This is a genomic window from Synechococcus sp. 65AY6A5, assembly GCF_002760415.1.
In the GTDB taxonomy this organism is placed as follows: Bacteria; Cyanobacteriota; Cyanobacteriia; order Thermostichales; family Thermostichaceae; genus Thermostichus.
The window spans coordinates 1,718,110-1,735,179 of sequence record NZ_AXUW01000001.1; the positions used below are offsets into that span (position 1 = coordinate 1,718,110).

At 59.3% G+C, this 17,070-nt stretch carries 16 protein-coding genes; 1 reads left to right on the forward strand and 15 read right to left on the reverse strand.

The window, feature by feature from the left end:
- The 9 genes from SYN65AY6A5_RS08205 to SYN65AY6A5_RS08240 form a co-directional block, all read right to left on the reverse strand.
- Nucleotides 1-219: helix-turn-helix domain-containing protein (locus SYN65AY6A5_RS08205; protein ID WP_143597151.1), on the reverse strand; the 219-nt coding region annotated here is incomplete at its 3' end.
- A 173-nt stretch (nt 220-392) separates the two neighbouring features.
- Nucleotides 393-1,235, reverse strand: coding sequence for a nitrate ABC transporter ATP-binding protein (locus tag SYN65AY6A5_RS08210; protein ID WP_099884219.1), 843 nt, complete (start codon nt 1,233-1,235; stop codon nt 393-395).
- Nucleotides 1,236-1,273: 38 nt separating this feature from the next.
- Nucleotides 1,274-3,265, reverse strand: a complete 1,992-nt coding sequence (locus SYN65AY6A5_RS08215) for a nitrate ABC transporter ATP-binding protein (protein WP_099884221.1) — start codon at nt 3,263-3,265, stop codon at nt 1,274-1,276.
- A gap of 72 nt (nt 3,266-3,337) precedes the next feature.
- Nucleotides 3,338-4,297, reverse strand: coding sequence for a nitrate ABC transporter permease (gene ntrB / locus SYN65AY6A5_RS08220; protein WP_099812407.1), 960 nt, complete (start codon nt 4,295-4,297; stop codon nt 3,338-3,340).
- 145 nt (nt 4,298-4,442) lie between these two features.
- Entirely contained in the window at nt 4,443-5,765 is a 1,323-nt protein-coding gene (locus SYN65AY6A5_RS08225) for a CmpA/NrtA family ABC transporter substrate-binding protein (protein WP_099816179.1), read from the reverse strand.
- A 32-nt stretch (nt 5,766-5,797) separates the two neighbouring features.
- Entirely contained in the window at nt 5,798-7,351 is a 1,554-nt protein-coding gene (locus SYN65AY6A5_RS08230) for a ferredoxin--nitrite reductase (protein ID WP_099812409.1), read from the reverse strand.
- Between the two features lie 192 nt (nt 7,352-7,543).
- Nucleotides 7,544-8,692 (reverse strand): CAP domain-containing protein, encoded by a 1,149-nt coding sequence (locus SYN65AY6A5_RS08235; RefSeq protein ID WP_099884223.1) that lies wholly within the window; start codon nt 8,690-8,692, stop codon nt 7,544-7,546.
- A 16-nt stretch (nt 8,693-8,708) separates the two neighbouring features.
- Nucleotides 8,709-8,864 carry a hypothetical protein gene (locus tag SYN65AY6A5_RS14035; protein ID WP_168173315.1) on the reverse strand — a complete coding sequence of 52 codons (156 nt, stop codon included), beginning with the start codon at nt 8,862-8,864 and terminating at the stop codon, nt 8,709-8,711.
- A 267-nt stretch (nt 8,865-9,131) separates the two neighbouring features.
- A complete protein-coding gene (locus SYN65AY6A5_RS08240; RefSeq protein WP_099813246.1) occupies nt 9,132-9,617 on the reverse strand; it encodes an ureidoglycolate lyase in 486 nt (161 codons plus the stop codon).
- 204 nt (nt 9,618-9,821) lie between these two features.
- Here SYN65AY6A5_RS08240 and SYN65AY6A5_RS08245 point away from each other — a divergent pair, with 204 nt between their 5' ends.
- Nucleotides 9,822-10,586, forward strand: coding sequence for a hypothetical protein (locus tag SYN65AY6A5_RS08245; RefSeq protein WP_099884225.1), 765 nt, complete (start codon nt 9,822-9,824; stop codon nt 10,584-10,586).
- A 195-nt stretch (nt 10,587-10,781) separates the two neighbouring features.
- Here the strand turns inward: SYN65AY6A5_RS08245 and SYN65AY6A5_RS08250 are convergent, their stop codons facing one another.
- The 6 genes from SYN65AY6A5_RS08250 to SYN65AY6A5_RS08275 form a co-directional block, all read right to left on the reverse strand.
- Nucleotides 10,782-11,552, reverse strand: coding sequence for an RNA polymerase sigma factor SigF (locus tag SYN65AY6A5_RS08250; protein ID WP_099884227.1), 771 nt, complete (start codon nt 11,550-11,552; stop codon nt 10,782-10,784).
- A 512-nt stretch (nt 11,553-12,064) separates the two neighbouring features.
- Entirely contained in the window at nt 12,065-13,255 is a 1,191-nt protein-coding gene (locus tag SYN65AY6A5_RS08255; protein ID WP_099812413.1) for a tetratricopeptide repeat protein, read from the reverse strand.
- Between the two features lie 24 nt (nt 13,256-13,279).
- On the reverse strand, nt 13,280-13,585 hold the full coding sequence (locus tag SYN65AY6A5_RS08260; RefSeq protein ID WP_011429496.1) for a hypothetical protein: 306 nt from the start codon (nt 13,583-13,585) through the stop codon (nt 13,280-13,282).
- 96 nt (nt 13,586-13,681) lie between these two features.
- Nucleotides 13,682-14,506: a hypothetical protein gene (locus tag SYN65AY6A5_RS08265; protein WP_240527731.1), complete on the reverse strand. Its 825-nt coding sequence runs from the start codon at nt 14,504-14,506 to the stop codon at nt 13,682-13,684.
- A 49-nt stretch (nt 14,507-14,555) separates the two neighbouring features.
- Nucleotides 14,556-15,869, reverse strand: a complete 1,314-nt coding sequence (gene hisD / locus SYN65AY6A5_RS08270) for a histidinol dehydrogenase (RefSeq protein ID WP_011429494.1) — start codon at nt 15,867-15,869, stop codon at nt 14,556-14,558.
- A gap of 243 nt (nt 15,870-16,112) precedes the next feature.
- Nucleotides 16,113-16,901, reverse strand: coding sequence for a hypothetical protein (locus SYN65AY6A5_RS08275; protein WP_240531016.1), 789 nt, complete (start codon nt 16,899-16,901; stop codon nt 16,113-16,115).
- Between the last annotated feature and the right edge of the window lie 169 nt (nt 16,902-17,070).

Genomic DNA, 17,070 nt, shown 5'->3' on the forward strand with positions numbered 1-17,070 from the left:
AATTGCCATCACTTCCTGCCGATGTTGTTCCAAAATGCCCACTCGCTTGGTGCCTGCTTTCTTAGGGGCTAAATCTTGAGTTTGTTGGTACTGTCGCACCCAGCGGTGTACTGTTCTTTTGGTAACCATGAAGCGTTTAGCTACCTGGCGGATGGAGGTGTTACCTGCCTGATAGGCTGCTACAACTCTTTGCCGCAAATCCAAAGAATGAGTCGGCATTCCTTTCTCTCCTTCCTCTTGAATACCTGTACCCTATTTTAAATTAAAAGGCTGTAGTCGGCAAGGGTTTTGGGCAAGCTAGAGACCCGCTCCTCCATTGGGAGATCGATTGGAGCTACCTGAACCGGAGCAGCGGCCATCAACTTCCCTCCCCAAGCGTTTTGATTCCTAGCTTAATCCTCCCTATGGGCAAAGCGACGATAGAGGAAGTCAAGGGCGCGGTTGCGCAATTCGTAGAACTCGGGCATTTCCATAATGCGGGAGCGGATGCGCGGTCGCTCAAAGGGAATGGTCAAGATCTCACCGATATGGGCAGCGGGGCCGTTGGTCATCATCACCACACGGTCTGACAAGTAGAGAGCCTCGTCGATGTCGTGGGTAATCATCAAAACTGTGCAGCGGTGATCCCGCCAAATGGCCAGCAGCTCATCTTGTAGATCTTCCTTGGTAATGGCATCCAAGGCCCCAAAAGGCTCATCCAAGAGCAAAACTTGCGGACGAACGGCAAGAGCACGGGCAATGGCTACCCTTTGCTTCATGCCTCCAGAAAGCTGCTTGGGCCGCTTGTGGGCTGCTTCCGCCAAACCTACCAATTCCAGATGTTCTTGAACAATTTCCCTTTTTTCCCACCGGGGTTTGGTTGGGTACACCTGATCCACCACCAGATAAATATTTTCAAAGGCAGTCAGCCAGGGCAAAAGGGAATAATGTTGAAACACCATCATCCGATCTGGCCCTGGGGAGGTGATGGGCTGGCCCTTGAGGGCGATGGATCCCGAAGTGGGAGTCGAAAAACCCGCCACCATGTTGATCAAGGTGGATTTGCCGCAACCCGAGTGGCCGATAATGCAAACAAACTCACCGGCGGCCACTTCCAGATTGATATTTTCCAGCGCAACGAAGGGCCCTGCTGAGGTGAAGTAGGTCTTGCCCACATTCTGAAGACAAAGAAGGGGCAGTCCTGCAACCGGAGAAGCAGAAGATAGCGGTGAGGAGAACGTGCGGGAGCTGGTCATCATGGTGTTTTCCAATCGAGAGTTTAAGGTAACAAAAGCTAAACTTCGCTGAGCCGGTACTCCTGCAGCTTCAGATCCTGCCGGATGGCCACAGACTCCAGGTAAGCAACGGGATCCTCTCCGTCGAAGCGGGATCCATCGGCAAAGAGCAAAGCTCCGCGGTCGTGGGCCCGATCCGGCAGGCCCAGTTCTCTGGCGGCTAGGGCGTAGGTTTCGCTGTCCAGAACTTGGTCGAGAACCGAAACCCAATTGCGGGGAAAAGGGCAGAGGCCCCAGCGAGCCATCTGCGTCAGGATCCAGAGGTGTTCCAATCTTTCCGGACAGGTGTTGCGCCCGTTGGCAAACTGGTGAAAACCGGTGAGGGCTTGGGATTCATCGGCAATTCCCCGCTGCAGAATACCCATCCACCCCGGCTGCAGATCCTCCAGGGCCACGCCCACATACTGGGGCTGAGCCAGCCACTCCAAGATCTCAGAACGGTGCTGCGGCTGATCGCAGTAGTGACAAGCCTCCAGTAGTGCCTTGACCAGAGCTACATGGGTACGGGGGTAGTTTTGCGCCCAATCCTGGCGCACCGTCAGCACCTTTTCGATGTGGCTGGGTAAGATTTCAGGGGTGGTGGCGACGATAACCCCCACCTGTTCCCGCACGGCGCGGGAGTTCCAGGGCTCGCCCACGCAGTAGCCGTCGATGTTGTCGGCCTTGAGATGGGCCACCATCTGCGGGGGTGGGATCACCGTCAACGTAACGTCCCGATCCGGATCCACCCCCCCACCGGCCAGCCAGTGCCGCAACAGGAAGTTTTGCATGGAAGCCGGATGAACCACTCCCAGGGTGTGGACTGTGTCGGGGGTGTGGTTGAGGTATTGGCGAAAATCCGCCAGGCTTTGAACGCCTCGCTCCAAAAGTCTGCGCCCAAAGGTAATGGCGTTGCCGCCGCGGGAGAGGGTTAGCGCGGTAATCAAAGGCACCGGAACTCCCCCCACCCCCAACGTGGAGGCCAACGGGATCCCGGCCACCACCATGGCCGCATCCAGCCGACCGGAGCGGATCCCTTCCCAGATGGTCTTCCAGCCTGGCTCCCGCACCAGGGTGACCTGCTCCAGGCCATGCTTTTGAAACAGGCCTTTTTCCTGCGCCACCACCAGAGGCGCGCAGTCGTTGAGAGGCACAAAGCCAATCTCCAAATTGACCTTCTCCAGGCCGTGTTTGGCAATGGCCACGCGAACAGGCGTTTTTTGGCGAGCCCGCTTTTGCTGGTCGAGAAAGTAGATCATCTCTCCCCGCAGGCTGTAGTAGTCGGGGTGACGCACCACTTCCAAACGATGGCGGGGCCGAGGAAAAGGGATCCGCAAAATCTGGCCAATGCGGGCCTCCGGGCCATTGGTCATCATTACCACCCGATCCGAAAGCAGCAGCGCCTCATCCACATCGTGGGTAACCATGACACAGGTGAGCTGCTCCGCCTGGGCAATCTCCATCAGTTGCTCCTGCAGGTTGCCGCGCGTCAAGGCATCCAGAGCGCCAAAGGGCTCATCCAACAGCAGCACCCGCGGACGAATGGCCAAGGCTCGGGCAATGGCCACCCGCTGTTTCATCCCTCCTGACAGATGGGCCGGTCGCTTGTCGGCTGCCCCCTGCAACCCCACCTGGCGGATGTGCTCTTCCACAATCCGGCTTCGCTCTGCTTTGGGAAGGGATCCCAGCACCTCGTCCACGGCCAGGGCAACGTTCTCCCGCACCGTCAGCCAGGGCAGCAGGGAATAGTTCTGAAACACCACCATGCGATCTGGGCCGGGATCTGTAACTTGTCGGCCCTCCAGGAGAATGCCCCCTCGGGAAGGCTTTTCCAGGCCGGCGATGATGTTGAGTAGGGTCGATTTGCCACAGCCAGAGTGGCCGATCAACGAGACAAATTCCCCTTTTTGGATCTCCAGGTGGATGTCTTTCAGGACAGGGTAGATCTCTCCGTTGTCGAGGAGAAATTCCTTGTCGACATGATCCACTTCAATGTAAGGCTGGGTCTTCATGATTCCCCTGAGATGATTTCTGAGAGCATGGAGAAATTGTCAGCAACCAATCTAAAACTCGGCCAAGCTCATTTAGCGATCCTCAGCCACCACCAGCGAGCCAATCCAAGCCGTGATCCGATCCAGCAGAAGACCCACCATCCCGACATAGATCAAAGCCAGAATGATTTCGCTGATGCGGGAGCTATTCCAGGCATCCCAGATGAAGAACCCGATGCCCACACCGCCAATCAACATTTCCGCTGCCACAATGGCCAGCCAAGACAAGCCCACCCCAATGCGCAAGCCGGTAAAAATATAGGGCACAGTTGCCGGGAAAACGATTTTGAAAAAGTACTTCCAGCCGGACATGCGCACAATTCTGGCCACGTTGCGGTAGTCCTGAGGGATCTGCTGTACGCCGACAACAGTGTTGATCAAAATGGGCCAGAGGGCCGTAATGAAGATTACAAAAATGGCGGAAGGGTTGGCATCTCGAAAGGCAGCCAAAGAAATCGGCAGCCAGGCCAAAGGCGGCACCGTGCGCAGCACCTGAAAAATGGGATCCAAAGCCTCGTACAGCCAGCGATTGACCCCGATGATCATGCCGCCCACAACCCCCACCAAGCCGGCCAGGGCAAACCCAATGAACACCCGCCGCAAGCTGGCCCAAATTTGCCAGAACAGCCCTTTGGCATTGCCGCCATAGTCAAAAAAGGGATCTTTAATGAGGGGATCCCAGGTGTCCTGCCAAACTTGGAGAGGCGTGGGCAAATTGGCTCCGGGACGGCTGTAAATGATTTGCCAGAGAATCAGGACGAGCAAAATGGCCGTAGCGGGCAACAGAATGCGACGCAGCGCTTTGTGGATTTGGACTCTTTGCCGCCAAGCAGAAGAAGGTGCAGAACTGGCGGGAGAACCGATTCCGGTACTGGACTGAAGAATAGAACCTTGGCCGGTTTTCAGCAGCCAGTGGCCTAGGCCAACCAGTAGGGGAAGCAGGATCCGAAAGAGGTGGTAGCCCAACTGTAGGGCAGAGTGGAAAATCCTCATGGCTTGCTGGGAGTAAGGTTGAAGTCAACTTAAGAGGATCCCAAGAGAGAAGGGGTTTCAGTTGAACACTCTTTGTGGGGATTCGGGGATCCCTTCTCTCCTGGACAGAGGGTTTGCAGCTAACTTGCTGGGGAAAGTTGGGAAATTAGGCCAGCTTCTTAATCGCCAATTTCTCCAGGTAGGCGGCAGGATTTTCGGGATCGAACTGCACCCCGTCGAAGAAGGTTTCCACTCCTCGAGAGGTGCTGGGGGGAATGGCTGCCCCCTGACCAATGGCTTTGGCAGCTTCTCGCCAGAGTTCTTCCCGATTCACCCGCTCCACCAAGGCTTTGGTATCGGTGTCGGCAGGCAGATAGCCCCAGCGAATGTTTTCGGTCAAAAACCAGAGATCGTGGCTCTTGAAGGGGTAGGAAGCGTAGTTCTGCCAGAACTTCATCAGGTGGGGGCTGTTTTCAACGACCTTGCCGGTGCCGTAGTCAAAAGTGCCCCGAGAACGGCCCAAGATATCGGGCACAGGCACCCCCAGCCAGCGGCGGTCGCCGATGATGCGACACATCTCCTCTTTGTTTTCCATCTGGTCGCACCAGATCTGGGCTTCTAGCACCGCTTTCAACAGGGCAAGGGTGGCTTTCGGGTGCGCATCCACCCAGTCGGCCCGCAGGGCAAAGGCCTTTTCCGGGTGGCCGTTCCACAGCTCGCCGGTGGTGAGGGCACTATACCCCTCTTTTTGGTTCACCAGCTGGGCATTCCAAGGCTCGCCCACACAGAAGGCTTCCATGGTTCTGGATTTCATATTGGCCACCATCTGCGGCGGCGGCACCACAATGATGGAGACGTCGCTAGTGGGATCGATCCCGCCTGCGGCCAGCCAGTAGCGCATCCACATGTCGTGGGTGCCACCGGGGAAGGTCATCGCACATTTGGGCTCTTTGCCGGCTGCTCGCAACTCGGCAAACTTAGCTTTGAGGGGGGAACTATCCAAGCCAATTTTCAGATCCCGATATTGGTTGGAAATGCTGATGCCCTGACCGTCCAGATTGAGACGGGCCAAAATGTACATAGGCACCGGCTTGCCATCGGTAACTTTGCCGGTGGTGATGAGGTAGGGCATGGGGGTGAGGATGTGTGCCCCATCGATGCCGCCGGCGGCGGATCCCAGCACCAAGTTGTCGCGGGTGGTGCCCCAAGAGGCCTGCTTGACCACCTCTACGTCCTTCATGCCGTACTTGTCAAAGAACCCCTTTTCTTTGGCGATGATCAGGGGGGCCGCGTCGGTTAGAGCGATGAACCCCAGCTTGGCGCTGGTGGTTTCGGGAGTATCGGCCTGCGCCACCCAGTAGCCTTTGCCCAAGGATTGCGATTGGGCGCGCGGGATCCCAGCCGTAGCTGCTCCAGCCGCAAGGGCAGCTGCCCCAGCCAAAAACTGGCGACGGGAGATGGGAGAGGAAGTGTTGAATAGCTTAGACATCACAACCTCCAAAATTTCGAACGACGAACTGCCTAGTAGGTCATCAAGGGGGAAGCAGAGGTCTGAGCAGCCGAGGGATCACGACGCGGCCTGGCCCCGAAGTGCTCAATCAGTAGCTCCACCAAGACGGGCTTGAGGTCTTCGCAAGGGATCCCTTTGCGCACGCATTCGCCCAGCTTGGCGTCTTTGCCCACCTCTCCCCCCATGTAGATGTCCACGGCCTCCACCACCCTGCCGTCCTTGCGAGCAGTGGTGCCCATAAGGCCGATATCGGCTACTTGGGGTTGGCCGCAGGAGTTGGGGCAGCCCGTCCAGTGGATGCGCACCGTTTGGGGGATCTCCAGCTCCGCCTCCAGCTCCTCCATCAAGGCCACAGCCCGGTTTTTGGTCTCGATGAGGGCAAAGTTGCAGAACTGGTTGCCCGTACAGGACACCAACCCCCGCTGCAATGGCCCTGGGTTAGGGGAGAACTTCTTCAAGAGCGGCTCTTTGAGGAGCGGGGCCACTCGGGAGTCGGGCACATTGGGGATGAGCACGTTCTGCTCCACTGTCAGCCGCAGCTCCCCGGAGCCGTACACCTCCGCCAAGCGGGCCAGCTCCATCATCTCCAGGGCGTTGAGCCGCCCCACCGGCACATGCAGGCCGACAAAGTTGAGGCCCGGCTGCTTCTGGGCATGCACCCCCAGCAGATCCCGCTTGTGCCAGACCACCTCGTCTTTTTCCGCTGCCCTGGGCAGAGGGTGGCCTATCTGGCGCTCCACAGCCGCCCGGAACTTCTCTAGGCCCCACTCGTCAATGAGCCACATCAACCGCGCCTTTTGCCGGTTGGCCCGCAGGCCGTGATCCCGGTAGACCAGCAGCACCGCCTCGCACAGGGGAACTACATCGCGGGGATCCACCCAGACATCTAGGCCAATTGCCTCGGCGCAGCGGCGAGCAGAGAAAAAGCCGCCCACCAGGACGTTGAAGCCCAGGCGGCCATTTTTGAAGGCGGGCACAAAGGCCAGGTCGTTGATCTCGGCATGCACCGAGTTGTCGCGACAACCGCAGATGGCGATGTTGAACTTGCGCGGCAGGTTGCTGAAGGAAGGGTTGCCCTCGCCGTTGTTGGTGATCATGTCCTGCACTTTGCGGGTGAGGCCGCGCACGTCGATCAGCTCATCCGGGTCAATACCAGCCAGAGGGGATCCCGTGATGTTGCGCACGTTGTCCATGCCCGACTGGATGCTGGTCAGGCCTACCTCTTTCAGGTAGCCCAGGATCTGGGGCATTTCCTCGATGGGGATGCCCCGCAGTTGCAGGTTCTGCCGGGTGGTGATGTCGGCTACGCCCTGTTCTCCATAGGGGTGGATGATTGCGCCCAACATCCGCATTTGGCCGCTGGTTAGGATCCCATTGGGCAGGCGCAGCCGCAGCATGAACTGACCTGGGGTGCGCTTGCGAAAGAAGATCCCCAGCCACTTGAGGCGGTGATCCCGGTCGTCTTCAGGAATGTTCTCCCAACCCATCCGGGCAAACGCCTCCAGCTCGGCCTTGACCGCCAGCCCATCCTTTTCGCTTTTGAGGCGTTCAAATTGGTTCGCCATGATCGCTGCCGTGGGGTGAACACTAGCTACCCTAGCGATGACGAACCGTTAACTTTGGTATTGGCAGTTACACTTTGTAACAGGTTATGCAGTTTTGTCATTCTCGAATTGCGCTTTATGCATAAAGTCAGGCTTCCAGGAGCAGCAGACTCCTCTCTCCCCTTTGGGAAAGGGGCTGGGGGTGAGGAAAAGCTAGTTGAGAGGGTTGAAAGAGTTGAAAGGCTCCATCTGCCAGAGCAGACGGGGCGGGATCCCCAGCCCTTCCGTCAGGGGTGCGGGCCGTTGGGAAGTTTGGGGATCGCAGTCGTAGAGAGCGGTGGTGTAGCGGTAGCTGCGGGGGGGGCCACCGTTGAGGCGAATGCCGCTAATTTCAAAGGTGTAGTTGCGATTGGGCTGGATCGAACCCACGGAGTAGGTCAAAGTTTCCAGGCCAAAGGCGGGATCCCCCACGCGGAGATCTCCAACAGGCACCGGCTCGCCGCTGAGGGCATCGGTGATGCGGACTTGGGCTTGGCTGAGATCAGCCTTGCCGCCACGGCTGGGCACCGAGAAAGACCAGCGGTAGGCAGACAGGGGCTGGCCGGAAAACCCTTCTAGGCGGTAGAGGTAGCCGTCTTTCTCCGGGAAGGCGATGAACTCTGGATCTGGCACCGACTCGTCAAAACCGAAGATCCAGTTGGCGTTGGCCTGGGTCACCCGTCCAGCCCGTGGGTCAAAGACAATGCCGTAGGCCCCCTGGGCGTACTGAGGATACAGGTTCCAGCGGCGATGCCCCACATCCACAAAGTTTTCTCGACCTGGCTCGGCAAAATAGATGTCCACCTGCCGCGCCAACACCCGGCCTGGATCGGGGCCGTTCAGCTCTAGGATGGGCCCAACCGCCAGGTTGCTGAAGCGGGATCCCGCCTCCCCAGCAGGGGTAAAGCAGCGCCAAGAAGGGGGCGGCTGGTGGCTGAGGGCGCCATTGGCCACCTGCATCAGGGCCGCCTGCTGAGCGGCCTCCAAGAATTCGGGATTGAGCTTCACCGGCGGCAACTCGTGCAACAGCCGCAGAAAGTTGAGCCGATCCATCATCTTTTGGGCTGCTGCCGGGGTGAGGCGACCGGGATTGCAGGTGGCAGCCTGAGGCTGCTCGGCATAGATGGGGCCGGCAAAGCTGCGGGTCTGGCGATCCAACTGGCACAAGAAACCGGCGATGGGCAGCTCCCCTGCCGGAGGGGGCCCCACCGCAGTAAGGGATCCCTCCCCACCGCCGCAGGCTGCCAACAGAAAAAGGCAGAGCAGACTCAAAACCATCCCTGCCCAGACTTGCTGCAAACTGGGCAGCCGCTGCCAAGGCATGCAAGATCCTGTGGGCTTACCGACCAGCGGGGGTGGGAGTGGGCGTGAGGCTGGGGGGACTGACGGTGCTGCTGCTACCCTCGTCGCAGGCAGACAACAGTCCCAGGCACAGGAACAGGGCCAGAGCCCCCAAGAGCTGGCGGCTCACCTTGTTGAGTTGGAGTGCGGCCATCGCAACAAACCTCCAAAACGCTGCCAGGTTTGACCCTGTTCTATCACCTGGCCCAACAAGTTGCTGTGCCGAGACTTCTGTCGGCAAGGGCAGAACTCGAACCCCAGTCAAGAAATGCTCACCCAACTCAGCCGGATCCTCTAGGGCTAGAACCTGAGTTCAGCCTCTGCCCCTTCCTATAGCGTAGCTGCGGATCCCCGCACCTCTTTCCGCGCTCAAGCGTAAAGACTACATCGATTTTTTTGCCGAGACTGCAGGGATCCGCCTTCAGGGGACGATCTGAAACTCCAGGTTGTAGGTCTGGAGCAGGTTGATCGTCTCGTGGTCGGTGAGGTTGGTGTCGGCCAGCTCCAGATTATAGAAATCGATGAACTCCTCGTGGTCGAAGTAGGGGCCGGCATGCCAGGTGCCCATCTCCAGTTTGATAAAGCGATCGCCGGGCACCCGAAAAGCCTGAATCTCGTCCACTTGCAGCTCGTCGGCGGGCGGCGCGACGGCGATAAACCACTCCTTGCCGTGCAGGGATCCCAGACACTGGGTGCAGCGGGTGTGGTGGGTTATCTGGCTAAACTTGAGGCCGCGGCGGGGCAGGCGCATCAAGTAGAAGCGGGGCTGGCCCTGATTCAAAACCAACTGGGCATCTTGGCTGTCGAAGGGTTTGTGGTCGGGGACAGGGTAGATCACCTGTCCGTAGGGGGCAAAGTTTTCCGGTTCAGCGAGATGGGCCTTCAGTTGGCGCAGTTGGCTGCTCACCCTGCTTGTCTCCTCTTTCCCAAACCTGTACCCATTGCTGCTCCGCGAGCCGGTCTCCCGCTGCTGCCGGCGCAAGGGCGTGAAGACCCAAGTAGCAGAGCAGACCTTATCTTATCCAGATTTGCCGGTAGTCTCCTTCCAGCAAGGGATCCCCAAGCAGGAAAACAATCTCAGTAGAATGGGGACAATTTGTAACACTCGGCAATGGCAATGCAGCGGGATTTACAGGAGCTGGTTATTTCCCCTATTCAAGTGGAAAATCTTTCTGGGGTACCTGTAGCTTGGCTGTACCGGCCTCGGCCCGTCCGTCACTGGAAAGACTGGCTACAGCAGTTCTCTGCTTTCTGGGATCTGCTGCGCCTGTTGCTGGTGCTGGATCTCTTCTGTCGTGCCTTTTGGGCAGGCGGATCCCTAGTGACCTTGGTGGGACGGATTTTGATCCCTGGTCTGACCAGCAGTTGGAGCACCTGGCTACTGGAATGGGGGATCCTGGCAGCTATTGCCGCTTTGGGCCAAGCCTATTGGATTTTCCGCAGCCGCCGCATGCCGCTGCTGTTGAACTTGCTGGAAGAAGTAGAGCGTTACAACCGCATTATCCAGGCCATTCACATTAACGACCAATTGGTGGAGGCGGGCAATCCCGAGGTCAAGCTGCCTCAGCGTAAGCAGATCATCGAGGCTCTGAAGCTGACTCGCAGCGACCTAATCCGCGCCTTGAAAACTGAACGGATCTTGCGACAGAACAAAGACTTTATTGAGCAGCAAAGGGAGTTCTTCGGCGACGAGCTGGCAGCTCTGACTGCGCTCCAGCTAAGAGAACAGGCCAGCGAACAGTCGCAGCTTTTGGATGCTGCTTTGCAAATTGCCTTGCAGGTGCGCTCTCAACTAAGCCAACTGCAGAACCGGGGAGCAAATTGTTCCCAAGACAAAGATCAAGCTTCAGACAAAGCTCGAGACAAAAAAGATTAAAGCGAAGACACAAGTTACAGCTATTTCGACCAGGATGCTGCACTGATATTGAAGTAACCAAAGCCTTGGACTACGGGAAAGTCGTTGTGAGGCTCTTTGTCGCCTTGATCTCCACTTTGGGAGAGGGTTCAGATCTGCCTGGAAAAGCGCTGGAGACTGTCGCGAAGCCCAGGGATCTTCCTTCTCGGCAACGCCCTAAAAAATGTCCTGACTCAGCAGCTTAGCCAAGCGCTCCAGGCCCTTTTTGACCTGTCGGGAAACGGTAACGGCGCTAATTCCCAGCCGCTCTGCCGTCTCTTTTTGGGTGAAGTCGTAGAAGAAGACAAATTCCAAAATCTGGCGGGTGCGCTCCTCCAGCTTGGCCAAGGCATTTTGCAGGCGAATGCGATCTTCTTCGGCCAGTTGAAAGCTGCGGTAGCGCTGATCGGGAATGGTATCCCCCAAAGCAACGCTGTCTTCTTCAACTTGTACGGGAGCATCTAGGCTGAGCAAAAGGCTGTTTTGTTGGGCCAGCTCCAGCTCTCGCCATTCCTGCTCCGTCAGTTGTAGGGCTTCCCTCACCTCCGCCTCAGAAGGAGAACGGCCCAATTCTTGTCTCAGGCGCGCGATCACCTTCTTGGCTTGTCGCTGCAGCGTCGCCCAGCGGCGTGGGATCCGTATTGTTGGGCTTTTGTCTCGCAGGTAGTGTTGAATTTCTCCGCGAATGTAGGGCATGGCAAAGGAGCTAAAAGCCAGGCCGCGGCTGATATCGAAGCGCTCGATGGCTTGGATGAGCCCTATGCAACCCACTTGCACCAAGTCGTCGTATCCTTCGTCGCATTGGTTACGCCAGTGGTGGGCTTCTTTGCGCACCAAGCCCAGGTTTATTTCCACCAGCCGGTTGCGCAGGGCTGGATCCCGAGTCTGGTGGTAGAGTCGCAACAGTGCAGCAGTTTGAGCTTTAACATCTTCATATTTGGATGCCATAGACGCACCCACAGCTCCGGATCCAGAATCCCCAGCACCAGCTTTGGCAGAAAACAGGGGAGCCGCGGCTGTCGATGGCGCCGGCGACTCGGAGTCGTCGAGAGAAGGCTGCTGAGGAGCCGTTAGCATAGACAACTACTTTTTTTCTTTTTGAGCTGAAGCCATTCAAGGTTGGATTCAGCACCCAAACAACTCAAAGGCAGAGGATGCCAGGCGACCCCCATTCTCCCTAGGCCAGACTTCTGCTGGAACCAACCGCGAAGAAGCTTGCAGGCAGACAGTATCAGGTTGTAGCCGTGAAAATGCTACCAGATGTTAACAAGAACACAGCTTGCCTCCGAGATCTGCCAGGAGCTGGAGTGTTCTTAGTTTACTGGGTTTTCCGCCGCAAGCAACAGCATCCCTACGGAAAATCGGCAGCTTTCTTCAGCAAAAGAGCCGAATTTCTCTCCGTCATTTGGCGGAATCGCCGGATTGCTGCTGCTGGCTCACTTTGGAACCTCAGAAGAAATCTAGGAAGCAGAGGATGGAGCCGTTCGCGTCAGGGAGGTAGAGTTCGTGTCGGTTCCAAGGCCGGAGAGGGCTGTCAGGAAGGCCGTAAAGCTCGGCTCACCGCGAATGAGGTCGAAATAGGGCTCAGAGGCGAGCAAGGGGCGGTAGCGTTCCGGCTGCAGGCGCAGGGCTTGCTCCAAGGCTTGCAGGGCCTGGGGCACCTGGCCTTCCCAGGCGCAGCAGCAGGCTTTGGCGTAGTGGGCCTCGGCATCGTCGGGATCCATCTGCAGGGCTCGGTCAAAACTCTGGATGGCCAGCCCGTAGAGGTTCAAGTCCATCAGCACCAGGCCGCGCTGCACCCAGATCTGAGAACGCCGGGGATCCTGCTGCAGGGCGCGGTCGTAGCTGTTGAGAGCTTCCATCCAGTTGCCCAGGCGGTGGTGGGCGAGGGCGTGGCCGGCCCAGAGAGAGGCCGACTCCAATCCCAGTTGCAGAGCCCGTTCATAGCTGGCCAGAGCCTCGGCGTAGCGCTCCAGGTGCACCAGGGCCAGCCCGCGACTTTGCCAAACCCGGGGATCGCTGGAATTGATGGCCAGGGCCTTGTCGTAGCTGTTCACCGCCTCCTGCCACCGCTCTAAGGAGGCCAAGGTCAGCCCGTGCAGATGCCAGGCTTCCCCGCTGTCGGGGCGGAAGGTGAGAACCTGCTCGTAGGCGCGTAGCGCTTCTTGGTAGCGGCCCAGTTGCCGCAGCGTGTTGGCCTGGTTAAAGCGGGCCTCGAAAAAATCCGGCCTCAGTTGCAAAGCCCGCTCGTAGCTGGCCAGCGCCTCCTGGTGACGGCCGAGATCGTCCAGCAGAGAGCCGCGGTTGTTCCAGGCTTCGGGAAAATCCGGCTTCAGCTGCAGGGCCCGGTCGTAGCTGGCCAGGGCGGCTTGGGCCTGCCCCATTTGGTCGAGGGTGGTGGCGCGGTTGTACCAGGCAATGGGCTCCCGCGGCCGATCTCCCACCGCCTGCTCGAAGGGCTGCAGTTGGGCCGCCTGTTCCGCCGTAAGGGCAGAGAGGTCAATCGCCGTTGCCGGCAAAACAGTTGTCGAGTCTGGGGGAGCAGCTCGCTGCTGTCGCCGCAGCCGCCAGGCCCAGCCTCCCACCAGGAGCAACAGGCCCACTCCCAGCAGCAGCGCGCCCAAGTCGGTCGAGGCAGTTGCCAACGCCATGACTCACTTCCCCTCTGCGCGCCTCTACATCATCACCAAAAACGGCAGGGGATCGCTGGGCCCTGCCGGCGAGATCAGCTCGATGCGCTTTTCGCCGGGGTAGGTGCTGGGATCGATCTCAAAAGTCACAGTCAGCGCCTCGGCAGTGGCCTGCACCGGCTCTTGGGAGCGCCCCAAGGGATCCCCGAAGCTAACCCGGATCCCCTTGCCCGCCGGGCTGATCCGGATCTCCGTCACCTGATCCAGATGGGATCCCTCCAGCGTACAGACAATAACATCGCCCACAAAGGCCTCTAAAGGCCAGCCGCGTCGTACTTGGGGTCTAGGCATGCTTACTCCCTCTCCCGCTAGGGGCTGCTCTAGATCCTCCCCTCGGCTCCTAAGCACCCCAAAGATCGGCGGCAGCTCCAAAACCCTGGGGAGGAACTACCTGATGTTTAGCCCAAAGTTGTTGGCATGACAAATGGGTACCGACCCTGCGAGGGTAGCGCTGGTCCAGCCCTTTTGCGGGAGAGGAGGCTCGGAGGTTGGCAGCGGTGCCGTCCCTCGCAACAGCAAGTCTTGACCAGGGCCAACGCTCACCAGCCGCGGCACCTCCTCCAGGCTATCGGCCACGGCAAACAGCACCCGCCCTCGCGCCTGGGGATCCCAGTCCAGCAGCTCGGCATACCCCAGGGCCGGCGGTGGCTCCCAAACCTGTACCGGTGGGATCCTGTTCGAGTCGGCGGGCAAGGGCCAGATCACCGCCCGATCCCAGCTCAAGTCGGTCTGGAACCAGCCTGCGTACTCCCGCGCCAGCAGGGTGTTGTCCTGCCAGGCCAGAGGCAGGATCATGGCAAAATCCAATGGCTCAACGGAGTCGTACACAGACGCCGCAGCTTGATAGATCACTTGCAAGGCTTGGGTACGAGTGTTCTTGGCAAACAACACACTGGTCAACCGACTGGTCTGAGGCGTGGCAACCAAATCCAGACGAGTGTACACCTGCCACTGGGGATCCGGGGCCGGCAGGGGCCGGCTGCGCAACAGGCCCACCAGCGTACACTGCCGTTGCCGCGCCTGCTCCTGCAAGTCGTATACCCACTCCCACGGGATGGGCAAGGCAGGAGAAGAGATTGCTTCGGGGGCAGCCGACATTATGTCTTTTATGTCCTTCGGCCAGGCGGCGCTCCCCTCCGCCCAGACGATCCAAACCGCCACAAGGGCTCCCCCCAGTTGCCCCAGCCAGTTTTGCCTGAGCCGGCTCCCCATCTGCTCCACCTTCCGTCTTCACTGCGGTTCAAGCCCTGTCTAGGCTAGGTTAGTGCTCCTCCGCCAGCCGTACCTGTACCGACTGGCCATGGGCGGGCAGCCCCTCGGCTTGCGCCAGAGCTTGGATCGCGCCGGCCACCTCCTGCAGGGCTGCCGAGCCGTACTGGATTAGGCTGGAGTGCTTCAGGAAGGTCTCCACTCCCAGCGCTGAGGCGTAGCGGGCCGCCCCCGCTGTGGGCAAGGTGTGGTTGGGGCCGGCCAGGTAGTCTCCCACCGCTTCTGGGGTGTAGTGTCCCAGGAAGATCGCCCCCGCGTGGCGAATGGGATCCAGCAGAGCCCAGGGATCCGCCACCTGCAGCTCCAGGTGTTCCGGCGCAAACTGGTTGGACAAGTTGACCGCTGTGGCCAGATCCGGCACCACCGCGATCAGGCCGTAGTTGGCCACCGCCTTCTCCACCAGCAGACGGTTGGGGTGGGCTTCCATCTGGGTGGTTACAGCCTGCTGCACCTGTTGGGCCAGCTTGGGATCGGGGGTCAGGAGGATCGCGGCTGCTAAGGGATCGTGCTCCGCTTGGGCCAGCAGATCGGCAGCCACGTAGAGGGGATTGGCGCTCTCGTCGGCGATGATCAACACCTCGGAAGGCCCCGCCAGCGAGTCGATCCCCACCGTGCCGTAGACCAGCTTCTTGGCCAGCGTCACATAGATGTTGCCGGGGCCGGTGATCACGTCCACCTTGGGGATGGTCTCGGTGCCATAGGCCAAGGCCCCAATAGCCTGGGCCCCGCCGACGCGATAGATGGTGTGGATGCCCACTTCTTGGGCGGCCACCAAAATAGCCGGGCTGATCCCCTTGCCCCCCAGCCCGTCGGATCCCGGCGGGGTCACCATGACAATCTCGGGCACCCCCGCCACCTTGGCCGGAATGGCGTTCATCAACACCGTGCTGGGATAGGCGGCCCGCCCTCCTGGAATGTAGAGGCCAGCGCGATCCACCGGGCGGTACTGCTTGCCCAAGACGATCTCGGGGCCGGGAAAGCTCACCCAACTGCTGGGCACCCGCTGCCGGTGAAAGGCTTCGATGCGCTGTTTGGCCAAGCGCAGGGCCGATAGCAGTTGCGGAGATACCGCCTGGTAGGCTGCCTCCAGCTCAGCCCCCGACACCTTTAGCTCGGCTACGCTCAGCTCCACCTGGTCGAACTCCGCCGTGTAGGCCAGGAGAGCGCGATCCCCCTGGCGGCGTACCGCTTGTAGGATCTCCCGCACGGTTGCCTCGCGGTGCAAGTTCTGGTCAGCCTGAGTGCGCTCCGAGATCCGTCTAAGCTCGGCTTCAGCCTCGGCTAGCTGGGTGACGATTCTCAGCATGGCAACTCCTTCGCTTAGCGTGCCGTAAGCAGATGGTAGCGAGGGATCCGGTGGCATCGCGGTAGCAAAGCAGATCCTCGCTGCACCGGTTCGCAGTGACCAGAGGAGCTACCCTCGGTCAGGGATCCCGTCTGCACCTAGCGTGATCCACGGTGGCTATGGTCATAGCTTAGCCTGGATTTTCCGCGGCCAAGAGCCGCCCAGCCTTTGCGGGGCGGGGGTGTTGTGGCCTTAGGGAGCATGTCAAAAGCGCAATTCCGCCGATTTGATTAAATTGCGAAAATCGTGGATCACCTCTTCGCAGCGGCGGAAAAAAGCCAGCACCCAGTCCCGCAGCACCTTTTGTTGAGATTCGTCCAGCTCCTTGAGGGTGCCCTTGTAGTGGATTTGTCCGCTGCGCTCGATCTCGAACTGATGGAGCCACTCGGCTGAGGATCCCTGGCGTTCCACCACTTCCTGCCGCGTCGCCTTCCAATAGTTGACGATCACCGCCTTGCCCAAATAGCCGCTTGTGATCTGGCAAAGACGATTGAGAGATTGCACGAAGACATCCATCTCCATGCGGCTGCCTGTCGCTGCCGGCTGGGTCGCCTCCTCCCTTGGTGTGGGCTTGCCTTCTGCTAGGGTGGAGCTGGGTTGGGTAAGGTTCCGACCCGTCTCCGCCTGGCTGGTCAACAGGCGCAAGGTGGCCAGGCCCTTCGGCGTATCCCGTTGCAGCTCGGCTCGCAGGCGGTTGACGGCCAAGGTGTAGACCGGCATCACCAGGTCGTCATTGACCGCCACCAGCAGCACCCACTCCGGCCCCAAAGGGTAAACGAAAACCCGCTGCTCGGCAAACTGAAAGTCAAAATAGTCCAGTCCTGGGGGCATGGTTTGCAAAACCTGAAACAGCCCTTCGGTGAGGGCCTGCTGCTGTCGGCTGTCCAAGTTCTGAAAAGAACGGTAGAAAAAAGGGCGGCCTGTTCGACTCAGGAGCGCTACCCCCATCACCCCGCGGATGGACAAAAAACTCTCGAGCGTCTCTTTTTCCATGCCCCTTGGGAGCCAACTGGGCCAACACAACTCCTATCCTGGCTCAGATTAGCCGGCACTGGCTGCAGCTAATACTGGCAGCCTAAAAGGCCAGGACGGGGACAACAACCGGCCTCAGAGGAACATCTGTAGCCTGCCCCCTTGCTGCTTCTAAGCTGGCTCTATGCGA